This is a genomic window from Agrobacterium sp. 22-221-1 (genome assembly GCF_053522445.1).
Genome location: NZ_JBNWCL010000001.1, coordinates 563,431 through 584,609, shown reverse-complemented (window position 1 = coordinate 584,609; position 21,179 = coordinate 563,431). Strand labels below are relative to the sequence as shown.

Genomic DNA, 21,179 nt, shown 5'->3' with positions numbered 1-21,179 from the left:
AAAGGGGCTTGGAATAAGCCTTCGCCTCATGTAAAGAGCCGCGAAACCTTCTTTGTAGTGCTCCGCGCGGGGCATGGAATGGATTGTCATGCAGACCGTTTTGATTGTTATTCACCTCATGATCGTGCTGGCGCTTGTCGGCGTGGTCCTGATCCAGCGTTCCGAAGGCGGCGGTCTCGGTATTGGCGGCGGTTCGGGCTTCATGTCCGCGCGCGGAACGGCCAATGCGCTGACGCGCACCACGGCGATCCTTGCCGCGCTGTTCTTCGCGACCTCGCTCGGCCTCGGTCTCCTGACGCGCTACGAATCGCGCCCGACCGACATTCTGAACCGTATTCCGGCCACGCAGGGCCAGGGTAACGGCATTCTCGATACGCTCGGCCCGGCGACGACGCCGTCGACGCCGGCTCCGGCTGAGAATGGCGTTCCGACCAATGGTGCAGCCGCACCGGCTCAGACGACCCCGGCTCCGGCCGCTTCCGGCACGGCCGCTCCGGCCCCGGCGCAGCCCGCCGATCCGAACGCAGTTCCGACCGGTCAATAAGCCCGGTTTTGATTTAACGCTCCGGCAGGCCAAAAGCCTGCCGGTTTTCTTTTGTTCGCATTCCGGCCTGACCCATCGCAAATTCGTCAACAGCGAATTTTCGAAAGCATGAAATTTGGGCTGGCGGAATCAGAGGTAAAAAGGTATCCGGTGAATCCCATGGCGCGATATGTATTCATCACAGGCGGCGTGGTCTCCTCTCTAGGCAAGGGCATCGCCGCGGCAGCACTCGGAGCTTTGTTGCAATCCCGTGGTTATCGGGTGCGGCTTCGTAAACTCGACCCCTATCTGAACGTCGATCCCGGCACCATGAGCCCGACACAGCACGGCGAAGTGTTCGTGACGGATGACGGTGCCGAGACGGACCTCGACCTTGGCCATTACGAGCGCTTCACGGGGCGTTCGGCCACCAAGACCGACAACATCACCACCGGTCGCATCTACAAGAACATCATCGACAAGGAACGGCGCGGCGACTATCTCGGCGCAACCGTTCAGGTCATTCCGCATGTCACCAACGAGATCAAGGATTTCGTGATCGAAGGCAATGACGATTACGACTTCGTCATCTGCGAGATCGGCGGCACGGTGGGTGACATCGAGGCGATGCCGTTCATGGAAGCGATCCGTCAGCTCGGCAACGACCTGCCGCGCGGCACGGCGATCTATCTTCACCTGACGCTGATGCCTTACATTCCGGCAGCCGGTGAGCTGAAGACCAAGCCGACCCAGCATTCCGTCAAGGAACTGCAGGCGCTCGGCATTCACCCCGACATTCTGCTGGTGCGCGCCGACCGGGAAATTCCGGAAGCGGAACGCCGCAAGCTTTCGCTGTTCTGCAACGTGCGTCCGTCCGCCGTCATCCAGGCGCTGGATGTGGCGAATATCTATGACGTTCCGATTGCCTACCACAAGGAAGGCCTCGATTCGGAAGTGCTGGCCGCCTTCGGCATCGAGCCGGCGCCGAAGCCGCGTCTGGAGCCCTGGGAAGAGGTCTGCAACCGCATCCGCACGCCGGAAGGCGAAGTGACGATTGCGATTGTCGGAAAATATACCGGCCTCAAGGATGCCTATAAGTCGCTGATCGAGGCGCTGCATCACGGTGGCTTCGCTAACCGCGTCAAGGTCAAGCTGGAATGGATCGAGTCGGAAGTCTTCGAAAAGGAAGACCCGACGCCTTATCTCGAAAAGGTCAACGGCATTCTGGTGCCCGGCGGCTTCGGCGAGCGCGGTTCGGAAGGCAAGATCATGGCGGCGCAGTTCGCGCGTGAGCGCAACGTGCCCTATTTCGGCATCTGCTTCGGCATGCAGATGGCGGTCGTGGAAGCGGCCCGTCACCTTGCCGGCATCGAAAATGCCTCCTCCACCGAATTCGGTCCGACTTCCGAGCCGGTCGTTGGCCTCATGACCGAATGGGTCAAGGGCAACGAGCTGGAGAAGCGCTCCTCCAAGGGCGATCTCGGCGGCACGATGCGTCTCGGCGCCTACAAGGCGGCGCTGAAGAAAGACACCAAGATTGCCGAAATCTACGGCACCACGGATATTTCCGAGCGCCACCGTCACCGCTATGAGGTGAATGTGGACTACAAGGACCGGCTGGAAGAATGCGGCCTGGTCTTCTCGGGCATGTCCCCGGATGGCGTCCTGCCGGAAACGGTGGAATATCCCGATCACCCGTGGTTCATCGGCGTGCAATACCACCCGGAACTGAAGAGCCGTCCGCTCGACCCGCATCCGCTGTTTGCGAGCTTCGTGGAAGCAGCGGTGGAGCAGAGCCGGCTGGTTTGACGGTTTGAATGAGATGAAGAGGGCCGCTTTTGCGGCCCTTTTTTATTTCGGAAATCGAATAGCTCTCTTCCGTCATGAAGAACTTGGTCCGGTATCCCGCCACGGCGCGGTATAACGATCTTTGCGTAGTAAAGTTTGTCGCCATCAGCTTCAGGCGTTGACTGCTATGCAGAGGTTGACAGCTGTTGATCGCGTATTTTTATTCTGCTGCAAGCGACGTGTGGGTTGCCCAATATAATGAGACTTCGTGTCGCCCTTTTCCATAATCAAAATAATTCACCGGAATACCAGCCGCGCGCTTGGCATCCATCTCGGCCTTTCGTTCCGCCATGCATGCGTTATCGAGCATTGAGGCGACTTTTTGCGGATTTTTGTTTGAAACGAGATATGCTTTTGTGGTCCGCTCCAAGCACTTGCCCAATGCGCTCCCGGCCGAGATTACGCGGCGTATTTCTGGGGTATTGTAGGGTGAAAGTGTATTACACGACGCTAGAGCCAGTACGAGGCTCAGGATAATTCCCGTATATCTCAATGTAATCCCCGCTCAAATTGAAGCTTAGTTGAGTATCAGCCCTACCACTGAGGCGCATGTTTCAACACCGCAATCGAAAACCATCACCTAAGAATCGCCCCACAATCCACCTCGCCAAAGTGGACATTGAATCAGCTTCGGCTTGCACCGTCACTTCTCATGCCCAAAGCAAAAACGGGCCTGAAGGCCCGTTCTGCATTCCACCAAAATCTAAGCCGATTACTTCGGCCCGATCATGTTCTCCGGGCGCACATACTGGTCGAACTCCTCGTTGGTGAGGTATCCGCCGCCGACGGCCTCGTCGCGCAGCGTCGTGCCGTTCTTGTGCGCGGTCTTGGCGATCTTGGCGCAGATGTCGTAGCCGAGCTTGCTGTTGAGCGCCGTCACCAGCATCAGCGAGTTTTCGACGCCCTTCTTGATATTGTCTTCGCGGGCCTCGATGCCGACGACGCAATTGTCGGTGAAGGAGACGGCCGCGTCGCCCAGAAGCTGAACCGACTGCAGGAAGTTGTAGGCCATCATCGGGTTATAGACGTTGAGCTCGAAGTGGCCCTGCGAACCGGCGAAGGACAGTGCTGCATTGTTGCCGAAGATGTGGGCGCACACCTGCGTCAGCGCTTCCGACTGGGTGGGGTTGACCTTGCCGGGCATGATCGACGAGCCGGGTTCGTTTTCCGGCAGCGACAATTCGCCGAGACCGGCGCGCGGGCCGGAGCCGAGGAAGCGGATATCGTTGGCGATCTTGAACAGCGCAGCAGCGGCCGCGTTGATCGCGCCATGGGAGAAGACCATGGAATCGTGCGAGGCGAGCGCCTCGAACTTGTTCGGCGCGGTCACGAAGGGCAGGCCGGTGATCTTGGAGATTTCCTCGGCGACCTTTTCGGCAAAGCCGATGGGAGCGTTGAGGCCCGTGCCGACGGCGGTGCCGCCCTGGGCGAGCTTGGAGAGCGCGGGCAGGGTGGTTTCAATGTTGGCGATGGCGGAGGCGACCTGCGCGGCGTAGCCGGAGAATTCCTGGCCGAGTGTCAGCGGCGTTGCATCCTGCGTGTGGGTGCGGCCGATCTTGATGATCTTTTCGAACTGCTTGACCTTGGCTTCCAGCGCCTTGTGCAGGTGCTTGAGGCTCGGCAGCAGGTGATGAACGATCTCTTCCACGCAGGCGATGTGCATCGCGGTGGGGTAGGTGTCGTTCGAGGACTGGCTCATATTAACGTGGTCGTTGGGATGAACCGGCTTCTTGGTGCCCATTTCGCCGCCGAGCATCTCGATTGCGCGGTTGGAAATCACCTCATTGGCGTTCATGTTGGACTGGGTGCCGGAGCCGGTCTGCCAGACGACGAGCGGGAAATGCTCGGTCAGCTTGCCGTCGATGACTTCCTGCGCGGCGGCGATGATGGCGTCGCCGACCTTGGGGTCGAGGCCGGCAAGCGCCATGTTGGCGCGGGCTGCGGCCTGCTTGACGATGCCGAGCGCGCGAACGACAGAGGCGGGCTGCTTTTCCCAGCCGATCTTGAAGTTGCCGAGCGAGCGCTGCGCCTGCGCGCCCCAATAGCGATCGGCCTGAACTTCAATGGGTCCAAATGTATCGGTTTCCGTCCGTGTGGCTGTCATCAATCTTGCCTTTTTACTCGTTTTCCTCCGCCAAAACGGCGCCTTCGCCCGCCTTGCGCGGCCGATATATAGAATCATCGCGCCGGCAATGAAAGCGCTGCAATGCAGCGGAGGCAGATATTTCCCGCCGCGTAAAAGCGATTTCGCCGTAAGGCGCGGCGCGGGGTGAAAAAGGCGCCGGCGTGTCATTTTTACTACGACGCGAAATGGCCGGAAAACCGGGCTTTCCGGGGCGCCCGGAAGGTCTGGCGGGGCAGGGCAAAGTAAATGAAATAAATGGAAATTTAACCATTCTCGCCAATTCTGGAAATTACGTTTTTACGGCTTTGGCTGTATCATAAGGTTCATTTCGGCACGGTTGTGGGCTTTTTCGCGTTTTCTTTTCAACGGGCCGTTGATCGGCTAGACAGGCATGAAACTGATGCCCGCCCTTTCGCTGGCGGTGCTGGGTGCTACGAGGATCAAATTGCAAGTCACATCTGGAAAAACATCGGCAGCACTGGTGCTGGCTCTCGGTCTTTCCGTTTCCACCGCTCTTCCCGGCAGCGCCGGTGCGGTAACGCTGATGGACCTCCTGCGCGGCGGCCCTGGCAAGATCGCGCGTGATCGCGGTGAGTTGCCGCCGGCCGGCATCGTCACCTCGCCCCCTGGATCGAGTGCCGGCCAAAGTGCCGATGCTTCCGATCCCGAGCCGCTGCCGCGTGTTTCCGGCCCGCGCTATTACGACTACAAGGCGGATACGGCCCGTGCGGTGAACGCGGCGAATTTCGGTGAAGGCCTTGCCAATCTGAAGTTCAGCGCCACCCCCGAGATCGCCAAGGCGCTGGAAGCCTATTACGGCGCCGGCGGCAAGACGCTCTGGGTTTCGGAAGGCGAGCTGACCGCGCGCGCCAATGCTGTCATCGCCTTTCTCGAGACGGTCGGTGAAAGCGGCCTCGATCCGGCCGATTACAGCATTTCGCCACCGGCAAAGGATGTGACGGCCAGCATCGGCAACGCTTCCGGTGCGGCTGCGACCGGTACGCCGGTGGAGACGGCCTCGGCGCCCGTGTCCGACGCCTATCAGCGGGCGCAGATGCAGTTCGAGCTGGCGCTTTCCGCCAAGGTTCTCGCCTATGTGCAGGATACGGCCCGTGGCCGTGTCGATCCGAACCGGCTCTCCGGCTATCACGATTTCAAGCGCAAGACGGTGAACCTCGCACCGGTGCTGAAGCTTGCGGGCCTGAGCCCCGATGTTGCCGCCTATCTGCGCAGCCGCGAACCGTCGAGCGCCGAATATCTGGCGCTGAAGGCGGAGCTTGCCCGCCTGCGCGGCGAAGGCGATGCGGCGCATGTCGTCCGCGTTCCCGCCGATCTGGTGCTGAAGCCCGGCAACAGCAGCGCGGATATGGCCAATGTCGTCAAGGCCATCGAACATCGCGCTTCGCCCGCCTTCAAGGCCGAGCATGCCGCGATCATTTCCGCTTACCAGCAGACACCTGACTATACGCCCGATCTCGTCGATCTGGTGAAGGCGTTCCAGAGCGAAAACGGCCTGAAGCCCGATGGCGTGATCGGCCGCGCCACCGTGCGCGCCATGGTCGGCGAAAGCAATGACGCGAAGATCGCCAAGGTGCAGGTGGCCATGGAGCAGGTCCGCTGGCTGCCGGCCGATCTCGGCCAGCGTTATGTCTTCATCAACCAGCCCGCCTTCATGGCCTATTACCACAATGACGGCCAGGAACAGTTCGGCATGAAGGTGGTCGTCGGCTCCAAGGCCAACCAGACCTATTTCTTCCAGGACGAAATCCAGACCGTCGAGTTCAACCCCTATTGGGGCGTGCCGCAGTCGATCATCGTCAACGAGATGCTGCCGAAGCTGCGCCGCGATCCGTCCTATCTCGACCGGCTGGGTTACGAAGTGCAGGTGGGCGGCCGTGCCGTCTCCTCCACCAGCGTCAACTGGTATGGCTCCACCAACGCCGTTTCCGTGCGCCAGCCGCCGAGCAGCGACAATGCGCTGGGCGACCTGAAAATCCTGTTCCCCAATGCGCATGCCATCTACATGCATGACACGCCTGCCAAGAGCTTCTTCAATCGCGACATGCGGGCGCTGAGCCATGGCTGTATCCGTCTCGTCGATCCGCGCCGCATGGCCGCCGCCGTTCTCGGCACCAGCGTCGACAAGGTCGGAGAGCAGATCGCGTCCGGCAAGAACCGCGCCGTGCAGGTGCCGGAGAAGGTTCCGGTCTACGTGGCCTATTTCACCGCCTGGCCGGACAAGGACGGCAAGGTGCAGTTCTTCGACGATGTTTATGACCGCGACAGCTATGTGCAGAAGGCGTTCGCCGTGACGACGAAGGCGCGGGCCGCGTCGATTTGATTAGGATAGCGTCAAGAAAAAAAGCGCCGGAGACGGCGCTTTTTTGTTTGAAGGAAAGGCCTGCCCAATTTGTTTGGTGCTGGAGTCCACCTGCTACATCTGGCGTCAACGGCAACACCGTATTCCGTCACCCCGGATCTAGTCCGGCATGACGGAAGAGAGGTTGTTCAGCTCTCATTGACGTCGGAATCGCCGTTCCCTGGCGCTTTACTTGTCTGGTCCAGCCTCTCAGGCCGCGGCTGCACCCTTCGCAACCAGTTCTTCGAACAGCTCCGGCGTCAATTCAGTGAAATCGTCGATCACGACATCCGGTTCGAGTTCCGCCATCGGCACATCCGAATAACCGAAGGTCACGCCGATCGACGGCACGGCGGCGTTCTTTGCCGCGAGAATGTCGTTGATGCTGTCACCCACCATGATGGAGCGCTGGACGTCGCCACCGGCCTTTTCGATGGTGCCGAGAATATGGCGGGCATCCGGCTTGCGGAAGGAGAAGGTGTCGCCGCAGGTGATGGCGGCGAAATAGCGTGTCAGACCGAGTTCTTCGAGCAGCGGCAGAGCGAGGATTTCAGTCTTGTTGGTGCAGACGGCAAGCGTGATGCCGGCTTCCGAGAGCGCATCCAACGTATTGATGATGCCGGGATAGGGGCGGCTCTCGCCGGGCATTTCGGCGCGGTAATGGGTGATGAAGCGCTCATAGAGCGGCTCGATTTCGGCTTCCGGCAGTTCCGTCTCGCGAAGCGCGAAGGCGCGCTTGATCATGACCCGCGCACCCTGGCCGACGAGGTGGGTCAGGTCGTCATAGGTGACGGGAGCAAGCCCGGCTGCGGCAATGGTGTGGTTGAGGCTCGAGACCAGATCGGCGGCGGTATCGACCAGCGTGCCGTCGAGATCGAAAATGGCGAGCGGGGAGAGCGGGCGGGATGTCACGGGAACTGGCCTCTCGGGAATGCGTGTAACTGATGTATCGGTGCTTTCATTCCCGCCAAGCCTAGGCAAACGGGCCTGTCTTTGCAACCGCGTCACAACGTTCTGTTCGTTGGCTTGAAAAAGGCTTTCGTTTGGCTTTCGACCCGTGTAAACAGCACGGCGACGACAAAGTTACCGGAGTTTCAGGCACATGGATGCCCGCCAGATGAAGATCAAGGCCGCCGAGGCCGCATTGTCCCACGTACAGGATGGGATGCGGCTCGGTATCGGCACGGGTTCGACGGCCGAGGAATTCGTCAGGCTTCTGGCCGAGAAGGTCGCCGCCGGTCTGAAGGTCGAGGGCGTACCGACATCCGAGCGCACCGCGCGCCTGTGCGTCGAGCTTGGCGTGCCGCTGAAATCGCTGGATGAATTGCCGGAACTGGATCTGACCATCGACGGTGCGGATGAGGTCGATCATGCGCTGCGTCTCGTCAAGGGCGGCGGCGGCGCGTTGCTGCGCGAAAAGATCGTTGCGGCGGCATCCGCCCGCATGATCGTGATCGCCGACCAGAGCAAGGTGGTGGAGACGCTGGGCGCCTTTCCGCTGCCCATCGAAATCAACCCGTTCGGCCAGGTGGCGACGCGTATCGCCATCGAAAAACTGGCGGCGCGTTCCGGGCTTTCCGGCACGCTGACGATGCGTTCTTCCGGCGACGGCGCCTTCATGACCGATGGCGGACACCTTATCCTCGACGCATCTTTTGGCCGTATTCCTGATGCAGAAGCGCTAGCACGCGAGCTGAACACGATTCCCGGTGTCGTCGAGCACGGACTTTTCATAAATTTGGCATCGCTTGCCATTATCGCGGGTCCTGAAGGCGCCCGCGTGATGCAGGCAGTATAACAGGAGCGAGATTTTCATGGTCAAACTAGCGGGACTGGGCAAAGCTGCCGCTGCTTCGATCCTCATTTCCGGCATCGTGTTCGGTACTGCCGCACGCGCTCAGGAAATTTCGGAAGCGCATATCGCTGCCGCACGGCAGGCGATCACCTCTCTTGGCGTTACCGACCGTTTCGACGACATTCTGCCGGGTCTGGCGGAGCGTCTGAAGGCCGAACTCATTCAGGCTTCGCCGAACGTTCAGGACGCAATCACCGAGACCGTCGATGCGAAGGCTCTCGAGCTTGCGCCGCGCCGCGCCGATCTGGAGCGCGAAGCAGCGCTCACCTATGCGCGCGCCTTCACCGTCGAAGAGCTGAACGCCATTTCCACCTTCTACAGCAGCGAAGCCGGCAAGAAGCTTCTGAAGGACGGCCCGATCGCCACGCGCGAACTGATGAAGGCTGCCGACATCTGGGCCGCCGGCATCAACCGCGACCTCAACGCTTCCAGCATGACCGAACTGCAGAAGGTTGCCGGCGCCGATCTGAAGCCGCTTCCGGCCGATCAGAACGCCACGGGCGGTGCTCCGGCTGCTCCCAAGCCCTGATTGAACAGGGAGAGCATCGGGCCGGAACGTGTGAAGCGGTTTCCGGAAAATCCGACGCTCGGGCAAAAAGGCCTACCTTCAGAAATATTCAAAGCCCGGCCGCAAGACCGGGCTTTTCATTTGTGCGTCGCAGCACCTATATGTGCCGTGAATGCACCACCGCCCGGCTTGAGGCTGATGGCAGGTGGTTTTGATCAGGGGTTTTGACTATGACAGCTTATGACTACGATCTTTTCGTCATCGGTGGCGGTTCCGGCGGCGTGCGCAGCGGCCGCGTGGCGGCCTCGCTCGGCAAGCGCGTCGCAATCGCCGAGGAATACCGCTATGGCGGAACCTGCGTCATCCGCGGCTGCGTGCCGAAGAAGCTGTTCGTCTATGCCTCGCAATTCCCTGAGCATTTCGAGGATTCGGAAGGATTTGGCTGGAGCGTCGGCGAGCGCAGCTTCGACTGGAAGAAGCTGATCGCGGCCAAGGACAAGGAAATCACCCGTCTCGAAGGGCTCTACCGCAAGGGTCTGGAAAACGCCAAGGCCGATATTTTCGACAGCCGGGCGGAACTGGTCGACGCCCATACCGTGAAGTTGACGAAAACCGGCGAGACCTTCACCGCCGAGCGTATCGTGATTGCCGTCGGCGGCACGCCGAACGAGCACAAGGCGTTGCCCGGCCATGAGCTGACGATCTCGTCCAACGAGGCTTTCGATCTGGAAGAACTGCCGAAATCGATCCTGATCGCCGGCGGCGGTTACATCGCGGTCGAATTCGCCAATATCTTCCATGGACTCGGCGTTGAAACGACCCTGATCTACCGTGGCAAGGAAATCCTGTCGCGTTTCGATCAGGACATGCGCAAGGGTCTGCACGAGGCTATGGAGGCCAAGGGCATCAGGATCCTGCTCGGCGATGTCATCGAAGAAGTGACGAAGGGTGAGGGTGCATTGCAGGCCCGCACCAAGAACCATGGCACGCTTGCCGTCGAGACGGTGATGCTGGCGCTCGGGCGCGATCCGAACACGAAAGGTCTCGGTCTCGAAAATGCCGGTGTGAAGCTGGATGCGCGGGGCGCGATCGTCGTCGACGATTATTCGCGCACCAACGTCCCGAATATCTTCGCGTTGGGCGACGTCACCGACCGGGTACAGCTGACGCCGGTGGCGATCCATGAGGCCATGTGCTTCATCGAAACCGAATACAAGAACAACCCGACCAAGCCGGATCACGAGTTGATCGCGACGGCGGTGTTCTCGCAGCCGGAAATTGGAACCGTCGGTCTTTCGGAAGAGGAAGCCGGTAAGAAATATCCGGAACTGGAAGTTTATCGCGCCCAGTTCCGGCCGATGAAGGCGACGCTTTCCGGCCGTCAGGAAAAGACGATCATGAAGCTGATCGTCAATGCCGCCGACCGCAAGGTCGTGGGCGCGCATATTCTCGGCCATGAGGCGGGCGAGATGGCGCAGCTTCTCGGCATCACGCTGAAAGCCGGCTGCACCAAGGATGATTTCGACCGTACCATGGCGGTTCATCCGACGGCCGCCGAAGAGCTGGTGACGATGTATTCGCCGAGCTATCGCGTCGTGAATGGCGAGCGTGTGTAACGCCGGTACAGGCGTGATATAATCGCCGCCCACATCAGCCTACCGCCATTCGAAAGCGAAGTTTTCGAATGGCGGCGGGGTTGTTAAATCGTTTGAATTGACTTTTGTGCGTCTGGAGCGCTCAAAACGGGCAGAATGAGCCGGATGGCTCAGGGATCGGCTATGCAAAGCCGATGCTTGGAGCTATAAGCCGCTCAATTTTTCGAGGCGGCCGCGCGACGTCGCGCGGGCGAGAAAAGGGTGAGAACATGGCACAGAATTGGACCCCCGGCAGCTGGCGGCAGAAACCGATCCAGCAGGTTCCCGAATATCCGGATGCGGCAGCGCTTGCGGCAACGGAAGCCACGCTTGCGACCTATCCGCCCCTGGTCTTTGCCGGTGAAGCCCGCCGCCTGAAGAAGCAGCTTGCCAATGTGGCGGAAGGCAACGCCTTCCTGCTGCAGGGCGGGGATTGCGCCGAAAGCTTCGCCGAACATGGCGCGGACAATATCCGCGACTTCTTCCGCGCCTTCCTGCAGATGGCCGTCGTGCTGACCTATGGCGCGCAGCTGCCCGTCGTGAAGGTCGGCCGCATTGCCGGTCAGTTCGCCAAGCCGCGTTCTTCCAACGTGGAAGCGCAGGATGGCGTGACGCTGCCGTCTTACCGCGGCGACATCATCAACGGCATCGAATTCAACGAGGCCTCGCGCATTCCGAACCCGGAGCGGCAGCTCGACGCCTACCGCCAGTCGGCGGCGACGCTGAACCTGCTTCGCGCTTTCGCAATGGGCGGTTACGCCAACCTTGAAAACGTTCACCAGTGGATGCTCGGCTTCATCAAGGACAGCCCGCAGGCGGACCGTTACCGCAAGCTGGCCGACCGGATTTCCGAAACCATGGATTTCATGAAGGCGATCGGGATCACGGCGGAGAGCAATCCGAGTCTGCGCGAGACCGACTTCTTCACCAGCCATGAGGCGCTGCTTCTCGGCTACGAAGAGGCGCTCACCCGCGTCGATTCCACCTCCGGCGACTGGTACGCCACCTCGGGCCACATGATCTGGATCGGCGACCGCACGCGTCAGCTCGACCATGCGCATGTGGAATATTTCCGTGGCATCAAGAACCCGATCGGCCTGAAGTGCGGCCCGTCGCTGACGCCCGACAATCTGATCGAGCTGATCGATGCGCTGAACCCGGCGAACGAGGCCGGCCGCCTGACGCTGATTTGCCGTTTCGGCCATGACAAGGTGGCGGACAGCCTGCCGAAGCTCATCCGCGCTGTCGAGAAGGAAGGCCGCAAGGTCGTCTGGTCCTGCGATCCGATGCATGGCAACACGATCACGCTCAACCACTACAAGACGCGTCCGTTCGAGCGCATCCTGTCGGAAGTCGAAAGCTTCTTCCAGATCCACCGCGCCGAAGGCACGCATCCGGGTGGCATCCATATCGAGATGACCGGCAAGGACGTGACGGAATGCACGGGCGGCGCGCGCGCCGTGACGGCGGATTCGCTGTCCGACCGTTACCACACCCATTGCGATCCGCGCCTCAATGCCGATCAAGCTCTGGAACTGGCGTTCCTGCTGTCCGAGCGCATGAAGAGCGGCCGCGATGAGAAGCGTCTGGCAATCGCCAACGCCTGATCTGACACCATAAACAAAAAAGCCGCCGGGAGACCCTCCGGCGGCTTTTTCATGCGCGGTACTGAATTATTGCACCAGCGCCGGCTGCTGGCAGCGGACATCCGTGACGCGTACATCGGCTTCGCCGATCTTGACGCCGAGAACCAGAAGCACGTTGTAGAGCAGCTGATCGACCGGAGCGGTGACTGCCGCAAGCGTGTTGGCAAGCGCCGACTGAATGCCCGCCAGACCTCCCAAATCCAGGTTGAGGAAGAGAAGCCTGATATCCAGGTTGAGGTTCTTCAGCAGTGAACTGACAAGAGTGGTAACGGTGTCCTTGGTGGAGACACTCTTGATCTTGGCCTGGGTGATGTCGGACTGCGTGAAGGTCAGCTTGGTCTTGGTCATGTTGGTGGCATTGATGAGGGCGCTGCCATTGATGGCGAGCAGCGCCGAATCCACGATCGCGGCCTTGGTGACGCGCGGGTCCCTGCCGAAATTGGCAAAGGCCGTGGTATCGACATTGCCAAGGGCGATTTCGACGATGCCGGGAACGACCTCTACATCGACGGTGCCCTGTCCGCCGCCCGTGCAGCGAATATCGGCAAGCCGCGCTTCGGCATGGGCGACTTCCACATAAAGCGGGAGATTGACCTTGAGGCCGGCAATGGCTTGAAGCCCGTCCACCACGACACTGACCGCAAGACGGGTCTGTGCGGTACGCACCACGGTGCCCTGACCGCCAACGGCGAGCGACGGCGTTTCGACCGGCGGTTCACCGATGGCGAGCGTTGCCTTGACCGAGGCGAGGCCGAGAAGATTGGCGTTGATATTAAGCCCAAGCTGGTTGCCGCCATTGCCCGCCACGGCGGCGGCATTGATGAGATCGAAGACGCCGGCGGTGACCTTGAGGTTTTCGCCCGTACCGATCAGCTTGTCCGAGAACGGGCCGAGATTGAGGATCTCCTCGAGCTTGATCTTGACGTTGCTCTTGTTGACGGTTTTTTGCAGCGTATTCAAAATGTTGACGACTGCCGGCTGCAACCCCGTGGTTTTCGTCAGCACGTCGAGGAATTTGCCGTAGCTGATTTCCGTCTTCAGAACATCCTTATAGGTGCCGGCGGTGAGGTTGAGATCGATGGCCAGCGCCTCGACGATCTTCAGCGCATTGACATCGGCGGCGAGAAGCGCCTGATAATCCATGAGTTTCAATGAAACCGTGGTGCCGAGCAGACCGCCGAGCAGGCTGTTGAGAATTCCCTCATCGAGGCTGGCGAGGCGCGATCCCACCGAAAATGCCGCGATCCTTTGGGACGAGGCCGTTCCGACCGCCGAGACCTTTGGCGGCTTGGTGAAGGCGGAAGCGAAGAATATCTGGCCCTGTTCGACGATGTTCACCTTTATCGCATTGGTGGGCAGGGCGTTATCGACGAAACGCTGGCCGACCGGGACTGTCGCATCCGGCTCGTAATGACCCTTGATGACCTCGGCATAACCCTTGCTGTTGGCGAATTCATTCAGCGGGTCGAAGGGTTGCAGGCCCTTTTCGGTCAAAAGTCCCTGGGCCGTCCTGACACCGAGATCCATGCCATTGAGGGCGAAATATTGCTGAACCGCCTTTTCGGCGTCCGTGGCGTTTGCTGCCGCCGATATGGCCGCGAGATCGGCGGTCTGCTGCAATTGCCGTTTCTGCAATGTCAGGTAACCGTAATCGACGCCGAGCGCCAATATGCCGATGAAGAGCGGTGCGGTGAGCCCCGCCGAAATGGCGATGTTGCCCGTTCTATCCTTGAGGAAGCGGGGAAGCAGGGAATGAAAATCTCGCATGTCATGCTCCTCCGATCCGGATGGTGGAAAAACGCCGGATGACCGGCTCGGGCAGGGTGTAGCTGTAGAGGCTCCAGATTGGCAGATCGCGGGCGTCATATTCGACCTTCACCGTGAACTGGTTGGCATTGGCGGGATCCGTGGCGACATCGACGGTGAAGCGGCTCTTGTCCATGAAGGCGTAGCTGAGGTCGCTTTTGGTGACGAAATCCCGGGCAAGCTGCTGGCGCTCGGTCGTGTTGAGGCCGGCAACCGCCGTCCGCGCCGCGTCGGCGGCGATCTGCTGCACCGAATAGGCCGCCATCAGATAAATGCCATAGGCGATCATGGTGAGCAGGACGAGAAAGAATATCGGTGCGACGATGGCGAACTCGACAGCAGACGAGCCAGATCTATCGCGAAAGAAACGCACTCCATTAAACATAAAGCACCCCCGTTCCTTCAGGCATCAAGGTTCGATGCCTTGATTTATTATTTTCGGAAATGCTAATTTATAGGTGTTAATTTTGTGTTGATGCCGCTCCTATGGGTTGCAGCTCTTCTTAAGCTTTCGCGTCTACTTCAGATCAACCGAAGGCCTTTGAAACTGGCGTGGCCGTCCTTGCCGATGATGATGTGGTCGTGGACGGCGATGCCGAGCGGCTTTGCCGTATCGATGATGGTCTTGGTCATCTCGATATCGGCACGCGAAGGGGTTGGGTCTCCACTTGGATGATTGTGGATTAAAATCAAGGCGGTAGATGAAAGTTCAAGGGCGCGGCGCACCACTTCGCGCGGGTAGACCGGCGTGTGATCCACGGTTCCCTGACCCTGCACCTCATCGGCGATCAGGACGTTGCGCTTGTCGAGGAACAGGACGCGGAACTGTTCGCGCGTTTCATGGGCCATGGCGGCGTGGCAATAATCGATGACCGAGGACCAGGAGCCGAGCACCTGCTTGTTGCGGATTTCGCTTTTCAGCATGCGCTGGGAAACGGAGGCGACGAGCTTCAGATCGAGCGCCACGGTTTCGCCCACGCCCTTCACTTCCTGCAACAGCGGCAAGGGCGCGCCGAGCACGCTGCCAAGCGTTCCGAAACGGGCGATCAGGGCCTTGGCGATGGGTTTGGTATCGCGCCTTGGGATCAGCCGGAAGAGAAGAAGCTCCAGCAATTCGTAATCGGCGAGCGCCGCATCGCCGCCATCGCGATAGCGCGCCCGCAGCCGGTCGCGATGTCCGTGATAATGGGCGGCATCCGCTTCCTGTTCGACGATGGCTGCCGGCCTTTTCGCGCCGCTTCGCGATTCGGCAAAAAAGCCGCGCTCGTCCGCTCCGTTGAACAGATCGCCTTCGCCCGCCTGAAAGCCGGGAGTTTTGGAAAGATCGGCGGAAGGCGGGGCGGGGCGTTTTGCCATAGGCGGGTCTGGCCTTATGCGGGGGGAAGCGGCGGCAGGCCCGGACGGTCGAAGCCGCCGGGCGACAGTGTGAAGATTTCGCAGCCGGTGGCCGTGACGCCGACGGCATGTTCATATTGCGCGGAAAGCGACCGGTCGCGCGTTACCGCCGTCCAGCCGTCGGAAAGCACCTTCACATGCGGTTTGCCGAGATTGATCATCGGCTCGATGGTGAAGATCATGCCTTCGCGGATTTCCGGTCCTTCGTCCGGGCGGCCGTAATGCAGGATGTTCGGCGTGTCGTGGAACAGGCGTCCGACGCCATGGCCGCAGAAATCGCGCACGACGGAGCAGCGCTCCGCTTCCGCATAGGCCTGGATCGCCGCGCCGATTGCGCCGGTGCGCACGCCGGGCTTCACCGCCGCGATGCCGCGCAGCAGGCATTCATAGGTCACTTCCATCAGCCGCTCGGCGGCGCGCTTGATCTGGCCGACTGGATACATGCGGCTCGAATCGCCATGCCATCCGTCCAGCACATAGGTCACGTCGATATTGACGATATCGCCTTCGCGCAGCGGCTTCGCATCCGGAATGCCGTGGCAGACGACGTGGTTGATCGAGGTGCAGACGGATTTGGTATAGCCGCGATAATTCAGTGTTGCCGGCAGCGCGCCGTGGTCGGCGCCGAATTCGAAGACGAAACGATCGATGGCGTCGGTCGTCACGCCCGGCTTGACGATTGCGGCGAGTTCATCGAGGCAACGCGCCGTCAGCTGGCACGCCTTGCGCATCCCGTCGAAGTCCTCAGGGGTATAGAGGCGGATGACGCCGGTATTCTTGAGGGGGGCGGAGGCTGCGTCGATATAGGTGACCATCTTGGTGCTTTCTGTCTCTTTACGTCCCTGTTCATAAAACAGCCGGACGCCATTCGTCCATCTTAACCGTTCCGCTGACCGAAATTTGTGCCGGGGAGACCGTGCATTTCACCGCATAGGCCTCTACGCCACGCACCATCGCCCGCTGAAACGCCAGCGCATAGACGGGATCGAGATCGTCGCAGATGCGCATCCGGTCGCAATCGTCGCGCTGGATGAGATACAGCATCACCGAACGGTAACCTGCTTGCGCAGCGTCACCCAGTTCCTCCAGATGTTTCGCGCCGCGTTTGGTGGCGGTATCGGGAAATTCGGCGAGGCCTTGCTCGCGCATGAAATGCACGTTCTTGACTTCCACATAGGCGTCCGGCCGGCCGGGCTCGGACAGAAGGAAATCGATGCGGGAATTGCGGCCGTATTTCTGTTCGCGCCGGATCGTCGAATAGCCGCCGAGTTCCGGAATACGGCCGTTCAGGATCGCTTCTTCCGCCAGCCGGTTCGGCATGCCGGTATTGATGCCGACCGTGGTGCCATCGGCCTCGACCATTTCCAGCATGTGCCGGTACTTGCGGGTGGGGCTGTCATGTTCCGACAGCCATATGCGGGAGCCCGGAGCCGTAAGCCCGCGCATGGAGCCGGTATTGGGGCAGGAGCCGGTGATCGCGGTGCCGTCTTCCAGAACGGCATCGAACAGGAAGCGTTTGTAGCGGGAAATCAGCGTGGCGGGAGTAAGCGGGGGCGTGAAGAACATGTGGCCTGAAAGATGTTAGGTGATGGAACTGGTCAGGAGAGGACGTAGGTTCCCGGCGCATCGCCGAGCACGGGACGCTTGCCGTCCTCCGGTTTTCGCGCCTTTACCTTCTCGCCATCCTGGCTTTCGATCCAGTTCTGCCAGTGCACCCACCAGGAGCCCTTGTGCGGGGTGGCGGCCGCTTGCCAGCCGTCGAAGTCTCCGGCCGGTGACGGGCCTGTCCAATATTGGTATTTTTCAAGCTGCGGCGGGTTGATGACGCCGGCTATGTGGCCGGATGCGCCGAGCACGAATTCCACCGGCCCGCCGAACAGTGCAGCACCCGTGAAGACCGATTTCGCCGGGGCGATATGGTCGTCGCGGGTGGCGAGGTCATAGACGGGGATTTTGATGTCGCCGAGATTGATCCGCTTGCCGGCGACCCGCATCAGCCCGCGGGCGAGATTGTTCTCGAGGTAACAATTGCGCAGATAAAAAGAGTGGCTGGCGGCCGTCACCCGCGTCGAATCGGAGTTCCAGTAGAGCAGGTCGAAGGGCAGGGGCTCGGCGCCGCGCAGGTAATTGTCGACCACATAGGGCCAGATGAGATCGGAGGCGCGCAGCATGTTGAAGACGGTCGCCATGATCGAGCCGTCGAGATAACCGACCGCCTGCATATGCTTGTCCAGCGCGGCAAGCTGGCCTTCGTCTATGAAGACCTTGAGATCGCCGGCATGGATGAAATCGGTCTGGGCGGCCAGCAGCGTGGCGCTGCGGATGCGCTCATTCCCTTGCTGCGCATGCAGCGCCAGCGCGGAGGATAAAAGCGTGCCGCCGACGCAATAACCGATGGCGTTGATCTCCTTTTCGCCGGTCCGCTCCTCGATGGTATCCAGCGCAAAATCGATGCCTTCGCGGACGTAATCATCCCAGCCCTTGTCGGCGAGGCGGGCATCGGGGTTGATCCAGGAGACCATGAAGACGCTGTGGCCCTGCTCGAGGCACCAGCCGACGAAGGATTTCTGCGGGTTGAGATCGAGAATGTAGAATTTGTTGATCCATGGCGGCACGATCAGCAGCGGCCGTTTGAAGGCTTTCTGCGTCGTCGGCGCATAATGGATGATTTCGCAGAGCGGGCTTTTCGCCACCACCTTGCCCGGCGTGACGGCGATATTCTGGCCGATGACGAATTTGCTGTAATCGGTCTGGCGCAGTTTCAGGTGGCCGTTGCCGGCCGCGACATCTTCCGCCAGCTGCGCCATGCCCTTGACGAGATTGGCGCCGCTGGAGGCGACCGTTTCGCGGAAGACCTGTGGATTGGTGAAGACGAAATTGGCCGGCGAAAGGGCCTCCGTCACCTGGCGCATGTAAAACAGCGCCTTGGTGCGGGTATGTTCGTCCAGCCCGTCTGCCTCCGTCACCATCCGGTCGGCGAAATCAACGGTGGTCTGGTAGGCCTTCAGGAGAAAATCGAAAAATGGATTGGCCTGCCAGTCGGCATCGGCAAAACGCCTGCTCCTGCGTTCCGCAGGGCCGCTTTCGGCGGGTTTTTCCGGGGCCGAATCGGCATTGCCGGAAAACTGCGCCACCGATTTCGCCCAGAGATCGTAATAGCTGGAAAGCAGATAGGTCTGCGCCTCGAGCGAGCGCTTCGGTTCGGCCATCCAGTATTCGGCGACGTCGGAGAGCGTCTTGACGAGATCGGTTACCGGATCGGCGCTGGTCTGAGGGATTTCACCGCGTTCGCGCGGCGCCAGCCACTCGGATGCGGCCTTGCCGAGATTTTCGAGCGCACGGGCGATGTTGATCGCGAAGGTTTCCGGGTCGCGGATCAGGTAGGCCTCGGCGGAGCTGGCGTCGAAGCCGGGCGTTTTGCCGCCCTTTTTCGTGCCCCCGCCGTCAACACCTGCCATGCAACATCCTCCACCAAATTTGTGTTTGCACATTCTGCATGAAAACGAATACAAGTTCCACCAGCAAGGGGAGGCCGCAAAGGGCCGAACCGTGGTCGAATTCGATATCGGCAGATATCCTTACAGGCGGAACATGACGATGGGCAAGCACATGGGCACATGGGGAACATATGCGGAAAATGCGGCAAGAATCGCTGTGCTTTCGCTCTCCGGCGCAATGCTCGCCGCCACACTTGCCGCCTGCAAGGCTCCGGAACCGATCGTCGCGCCCGCCCATATGCGCCGCCCGACGGCCGAAATCGTCGGCCCGCGCCCGGTCAGCGACACTGCGGTAAGCCAGAAGCGCGACACCGGCACCTATCCGACCTTCTCGCAGCCGCTGACGGCCGCTGGCACCCAGATGGGCGAGGATGAGGCCTCCACCATGGAATCGAGCCTGTCGCGGCTCGGTGCGGCACGGCGCAACGGCCAGATTTCAGAAGCCGAATACAAGCGCCGCGTGGCGGAGCTGCGGGCGCTTGCCGAAAACCAGAAGCCGGTTGCGACGCCTGCCGCCTCGCAGTAAATCCCAAATCAATACATGCTATGGCCATCGCGTATGGCAGCTTTGGCGCTATATTTTGCGAAACCGGTTTTGATCGAAATGCGCAATCCAAAAGTGCTTTTAGTTTTTGTAGTTTTGTTGGGCGTTCTGCCTCTTGTCCTGCGCTTACTCGACGTAGGGCCGTCGATCTTCCTCGGTATATCGATCTTTGTTCTGAATATTTTAGTTTGCTTGTGGGGTGCGGCCACGCGATATCGTTTGGGGTGGCTAAGTTATGGGGTCGCCTGCGTATTCGCTTTTGTACTGGCCGGCATGTCCAGCCCTCTCTCCCTCGTCCTGTTGCTGCTTGCAGCGAAAGCCTGATTTGCTTCGACGGCTCTCTCTTGCGGGAGGAGTGGCAATCATAACCCCTTCTTTACCCTGCCTCTGAACCTTCCGCTTACCCAAGATGTTAAGCGGATGGATGCGGTTTGCCGCTTATGATGCGGCCATAACAAACAGGCCGCTGAAAAAGCGGGGTACGGGGTGAAATATCATGAAATGCATCGCCGCTTTGCTGGTTCTTGCCGGTTTTGCGCTCGCACCCGCTCAGGCGCGGGCGCCGCACATCAATTTCGGGACACCTGCACTTCAGGGGCAGTGAGAGGCAAATTCCGTCAGTCGTTGCCGGCCGCGTCGCTCAGCACGTCGAGATCGGGCACGGTGATGTGGCGATTGTTCTCGATGCGGATAATGCCTTCCTTGCGCAGCTTTGTCATTTGCCGGCTAACCGTCTCGATGGTGAGACCGAGGAAATCGGCGATATCGGCGCGTGAAAGCGGCAGGTCGAAGCAGGATTTGTCGTCGTTTTCCGGGTCGATATGGGTGGCGATCATGTAAAGGAAGCTGGCAACCTTTTCCTGCGCCGATTTGCGCCCCAGCGTCAGCATCCAGTCGCGCGCCTCGTCCAGTTCCTTCAGGGACTGGTTGTGGAGCTTGCGTTCCATATCGGGCACTTCGGAAACCATTCGGTCGACGACGCGGCGCGGGAAGAGACAAATCTCCACATCGGTTGCGGCTTCCGCCGTCATCTTGCTTTCCGCCATGAAGGGGCGGCCGAGAAAGTCCGGTGCGAATTGCAGGCCGACGATCTGCTGGCGGCCGTCCGACATCATTTTCGACAGCTTCACCACGCCGTTCAGGATATTGCCGTAGGAGGTGACGAGTTCGCCCTGGCCAAGAAGCTCATTGCCCGCTTCCAGTTTCTTGCGGCTGGAATGGCGGTTCAGCTCGCAAAGCTGCTGCGGCGTCAGGCTGCTGCAAAGCCCGCCATGGCGCGCCTCGCAGGAGCGACAAACGACGGGCTCTTCCGAATTGTGGATGGTCTTCTGCAGCGTGTCCATAAGCCTTTTCCAATGCTGGCTTTTTCAGGACGATTGCGACCGTGGGTGTCAAATCCGGTCTCATGCAAGGCTTTCGCCACGTAGCCGTCGCCCCTG

Annotated in this window: 19 protein-coding genes; 9 read left to right on the top strand and 10 right to left on the bottom strand. The window is 60.3% G+C overall.

Features of this window, described 5'->3' with window-relative positions:
* Positions 1 to 88: 88 nt before the first annotated feature.
* Together secG and ACQZ5N_RS02910 are read left to right on the top strand one after the other, a co-directional pair.
* Complete coding sequence (gene secG, locus ACQZ5N_RS02915) at positions 89 to 544, top strand: preprotein translocase subunit SecG (RefSeq protein ID WP_003524802.1); 456 nt, start codon at positions 89 to 91, stop codon at positions 542 to 544.
* A 159-nt stretch (positions 545 to 703) separates the two neighbouring features.
* On the top strand, positions 704 to 2,332 hold the full coding sequence (locus ACQZ5N_RS02910) for a CTP synthase (RefSeq protein ID WP_003524803.1): 1,629 nt from the start codon (positions 704 to 706) through the stop codon (positions 2,330 to 2,332).
* Between the two features lie 199 nt (positions 2,333 to 2,531).
* On the opposite strand, the gene ACQZ5N_RS02905 is transcribed toward ACQZ5N_RS02910, so the two are convergent.
* Together ACQZ5N_RS02905 and fumC are read right to left on the bottom strand one after the other, a co-directional pair.
* On the bottom strand, positions 2,532 to 2,741 hold the full coding sequence (locus tag ACQZ5N_RS02905) for a hypothetical protein (RefSeq protein WP_448732002.1): 210 nt from the start codon (positions 2,739 to 2,741) through the stop codon (positions 2,532 to 2,534).
* A 342-nt stretch (positions 2,742 to 3,083) separates the two neighbouring features.
* Complete coding sequence (gene fumC, locus ACQZ5N_RS02900; RefSeq protein ID WP_035223240.1) at positions 3,084 to 4,475, bottom strand: class II fumarate hydratase; 1,392 nt, start codon at positions 4,473 to 4,475, stop codon at positions 3,084 to 3,086.
* Positions 4,476 to 4,887: 412 nt separating this feature from the next.
* Between fumC and ACQZ5N_RS02895 the strand changes: the two genes are divergently transcribed.
* Complete coding sequence (locus ACQZ5N_RS02895; protein WP_458575401.1) at positions 4,888 to 6,837, top strand: L,D-transpeptidase family protein; 1,950 nt, start codon at positions 4,888 to 4,890, stop codon at positions 6,835 to 6,837.
* Positions 6,838 to 7,065: 228 nt separating this feature from the next.
* On the opposite strand, the gene ACQZ5N_RS02890 is transcribed toward ACQZ5N_RS02895, so the two are convergent.
* Complete coding sequence (locus ACQZ5N_RS02890) at positions 7,066 to 7,767, bottom strand: phosphoglycolate phosphatase (protein WP_448732001.1); 702 nt, start codon at positions 7,765 to 7,767, stop codon at positions 7,066 to 7,068.
* A 190-nt stretch (positions 7,768 to 7,957) separates the two neighbouring features.
* Between ACQZ5N_RS02890 and rpiA the strand changes: the two genes are divergently transcribed.
* The 4 genes from rpiA to ACQZ5N_RS02870 all read left to right on the top strand — a co-directional run bounded on the left by rpiA (position 7,958) and on the right by ACQZ5N_RS02870 (position 12,459).
* Positions 7,958 to 8,653 carry a ribose-5-phosphate isomerase RpiA gene (rpiA, locus tag ACQZ5N_RS02885; protein ID WP_035262017.1) on the top strand — a complete coding sequence of 232 codons (696 nt, stop codon included), beginning with the start codon at positions 7,958 to 7,960 and terminating at the stop codon, positions 8,651 to 8,653.
* Between the two features lie 16 nt (positions 8,654 to 8,669).
* A complete protein-coding gene (locus ACQZ5N_RS02880; protein WP_137003579.1) occupies positions 8,670 to 9,239 on the top strand; it encodes a DUF2059 domain-containing protein in 570 nt (189 codons plus the stop codon).
* Between the two features lie 209 nt (positions 9,240 to 9,448).
* Positions 9,449 to 10,834, top strand: a complete 1,386-nt coding sequence (gor, locus tag ACQZ5N_RS02875; protein ID WP_269827644.1) for a glutathione-disulfide reductase — start codon at positions 9,449 to 9,451, stop codon at positions 10,832 to 10,834.
* Between the two features lie 248 nt (positions 10,835 to 11,082).
* Complete coding sequence (locus tag ACQZ5N_RS02870) at positions 11,083 to 12,459, top strand: class II 3-deoxy-7-phosphoheptulonate synthase (protein ID WP_035262011.1); 1,377 nt, start codon at positions 11,083 to 11,085, stop codon at positions 12,457 to 12,459.
* A 66-nt stretch (positions 12,460 to 12,525) separates the two neighbouring features.
* On the opposite strand, the gene ACQZ5N_RS02865 is transcribed toward ACQZ5N_RS02870, so the two are convergent.
* The 6 genes from ACQZ5N_RS02865 to ACQZ5N_RS02840 form a co-directional block, all read right to left on the bottom strand.
* Positions 12,526 to 14,265, bottom strand: coding sequence for a TadG family pilus assembly protein (locus ACQZ5N_RS02865; protein ID WP_448732000.1), 1,740 nt, complete (start codon positions 14,263 to 14,265; stop codon positions 12,526 to 12,528).
* 1 nt (position 14,266) lies between these two features.
* A complete protein-coding gene (locus ACQZ5N_RS02860) occupies positions 14,267 to 14,689 on the bottom strand; it encodes a TadE/TadG family type IV pilus assembly protein (protein WP_003524819.1) in 423 nt (140 codons plus the stop codon).
* Positions 14,690 to 14,826: 137 nt separating this feature from the next.
* A complete protein-coding gene (gene radC / locus ACQZ5N_RS02855; protein ID WP_448731999.1) occupies positions 14,827 to 15,660 on the bottom strand; it encodes a RadC family protein in 834 nt (277 codons plus the stop codon).
* A gap of 14 nt (positions 15,661 to 15,674) precedes the next feature.
* On the bottom strand, positions 15,675 to 16,514 hold the full coding sequence (map, locus tag ACQZ5N_RS02850; RefSeq protein WP_142779246.1) for a type I methionyl aminopeptidase: 840 nt from the start codon (positions 16,512 to 16,514) through the stop codon (positions 15,675 to 15,677).
* Positions 16,515 to 16,545: 31 nt separating this feature from the next.
* Entirely contained in the window at positions 16,546 to 17,265 is a 720-nt protein-coding gene (gene sfsA / locus ACQZ5N_RS02845; protein WP_448731998.1) for a DNA/RNA nuclease SfsA, read from the bottom strand.
* A 32-nt stretch (positions 17,266 to 17,297) separates the two neighbouring features.
* Positions 17,298 to 19,157, bottom strand: coding sequence for a PHA/PHB synthase family protein (locus tag ACQZ5N_RS02840; RefSeq protein WP_448731997.1), 1,860 nt, complete (start codon positions 19,155 to 19,157; stop codon positions 17,298 to 17,300).
* A gap of 25 nt (positions 19,158 to 19,182) precedes the next feature.
* Here ACQZ5N_RS02840 and ACQZ5N_RS02835 point away from each other — a divergent pair, with 25 nt between their 5' ends.
* Both ACQZ5N_RS02835 and ACQZ5N_RS02830 read left to right on the top strand, forming a co-directional pair.
* Positions 19,183 to 19,722: a hypothetical protein gene (locus tag ACQZ5N_RS02835; RefSeq protein WP_003524833.1), complete on the top strand. Its 540-nt coding sequence runs from the start codon at positions 19,183 to 19,185 to the stop codon at positions 19,720 to 19,722.
* Positions 19,723 to 19,755: 33 nt separating this feature from the next.
* On the top strand, positions 19,756 to 20,064 hold the full coding sequence (locus tag ACQZ5N_RS02830; RefSeq protein WP_196377888.1) for a hypothetical protein: 309 nt from the start codon (positions 19,756 to 19,758) through the stop codon (positions 20,062 to 20,064).
* A gap of 293 nt (positions 20,065 to 20,357) precedes the next feature.
* Here the strand turns inward: ACQZ5N_RS02830 and fnrN are convergent, their stop codons facing one another.
* Complete coding sequence (gene fnrN / locus ACQZ5N_RS02825) at positions 20,358 to 21,083, bottom strand: transcriptional regulator FnrN (protein ID WP_003524835.1); 726 nt, start codon at positions 21,081 to 21,083, stop codon at positions 20,358 to 20,360.
* Between the last annotated feature and the right edge of the window lie 96 nt (positions 21,084 to 21,179).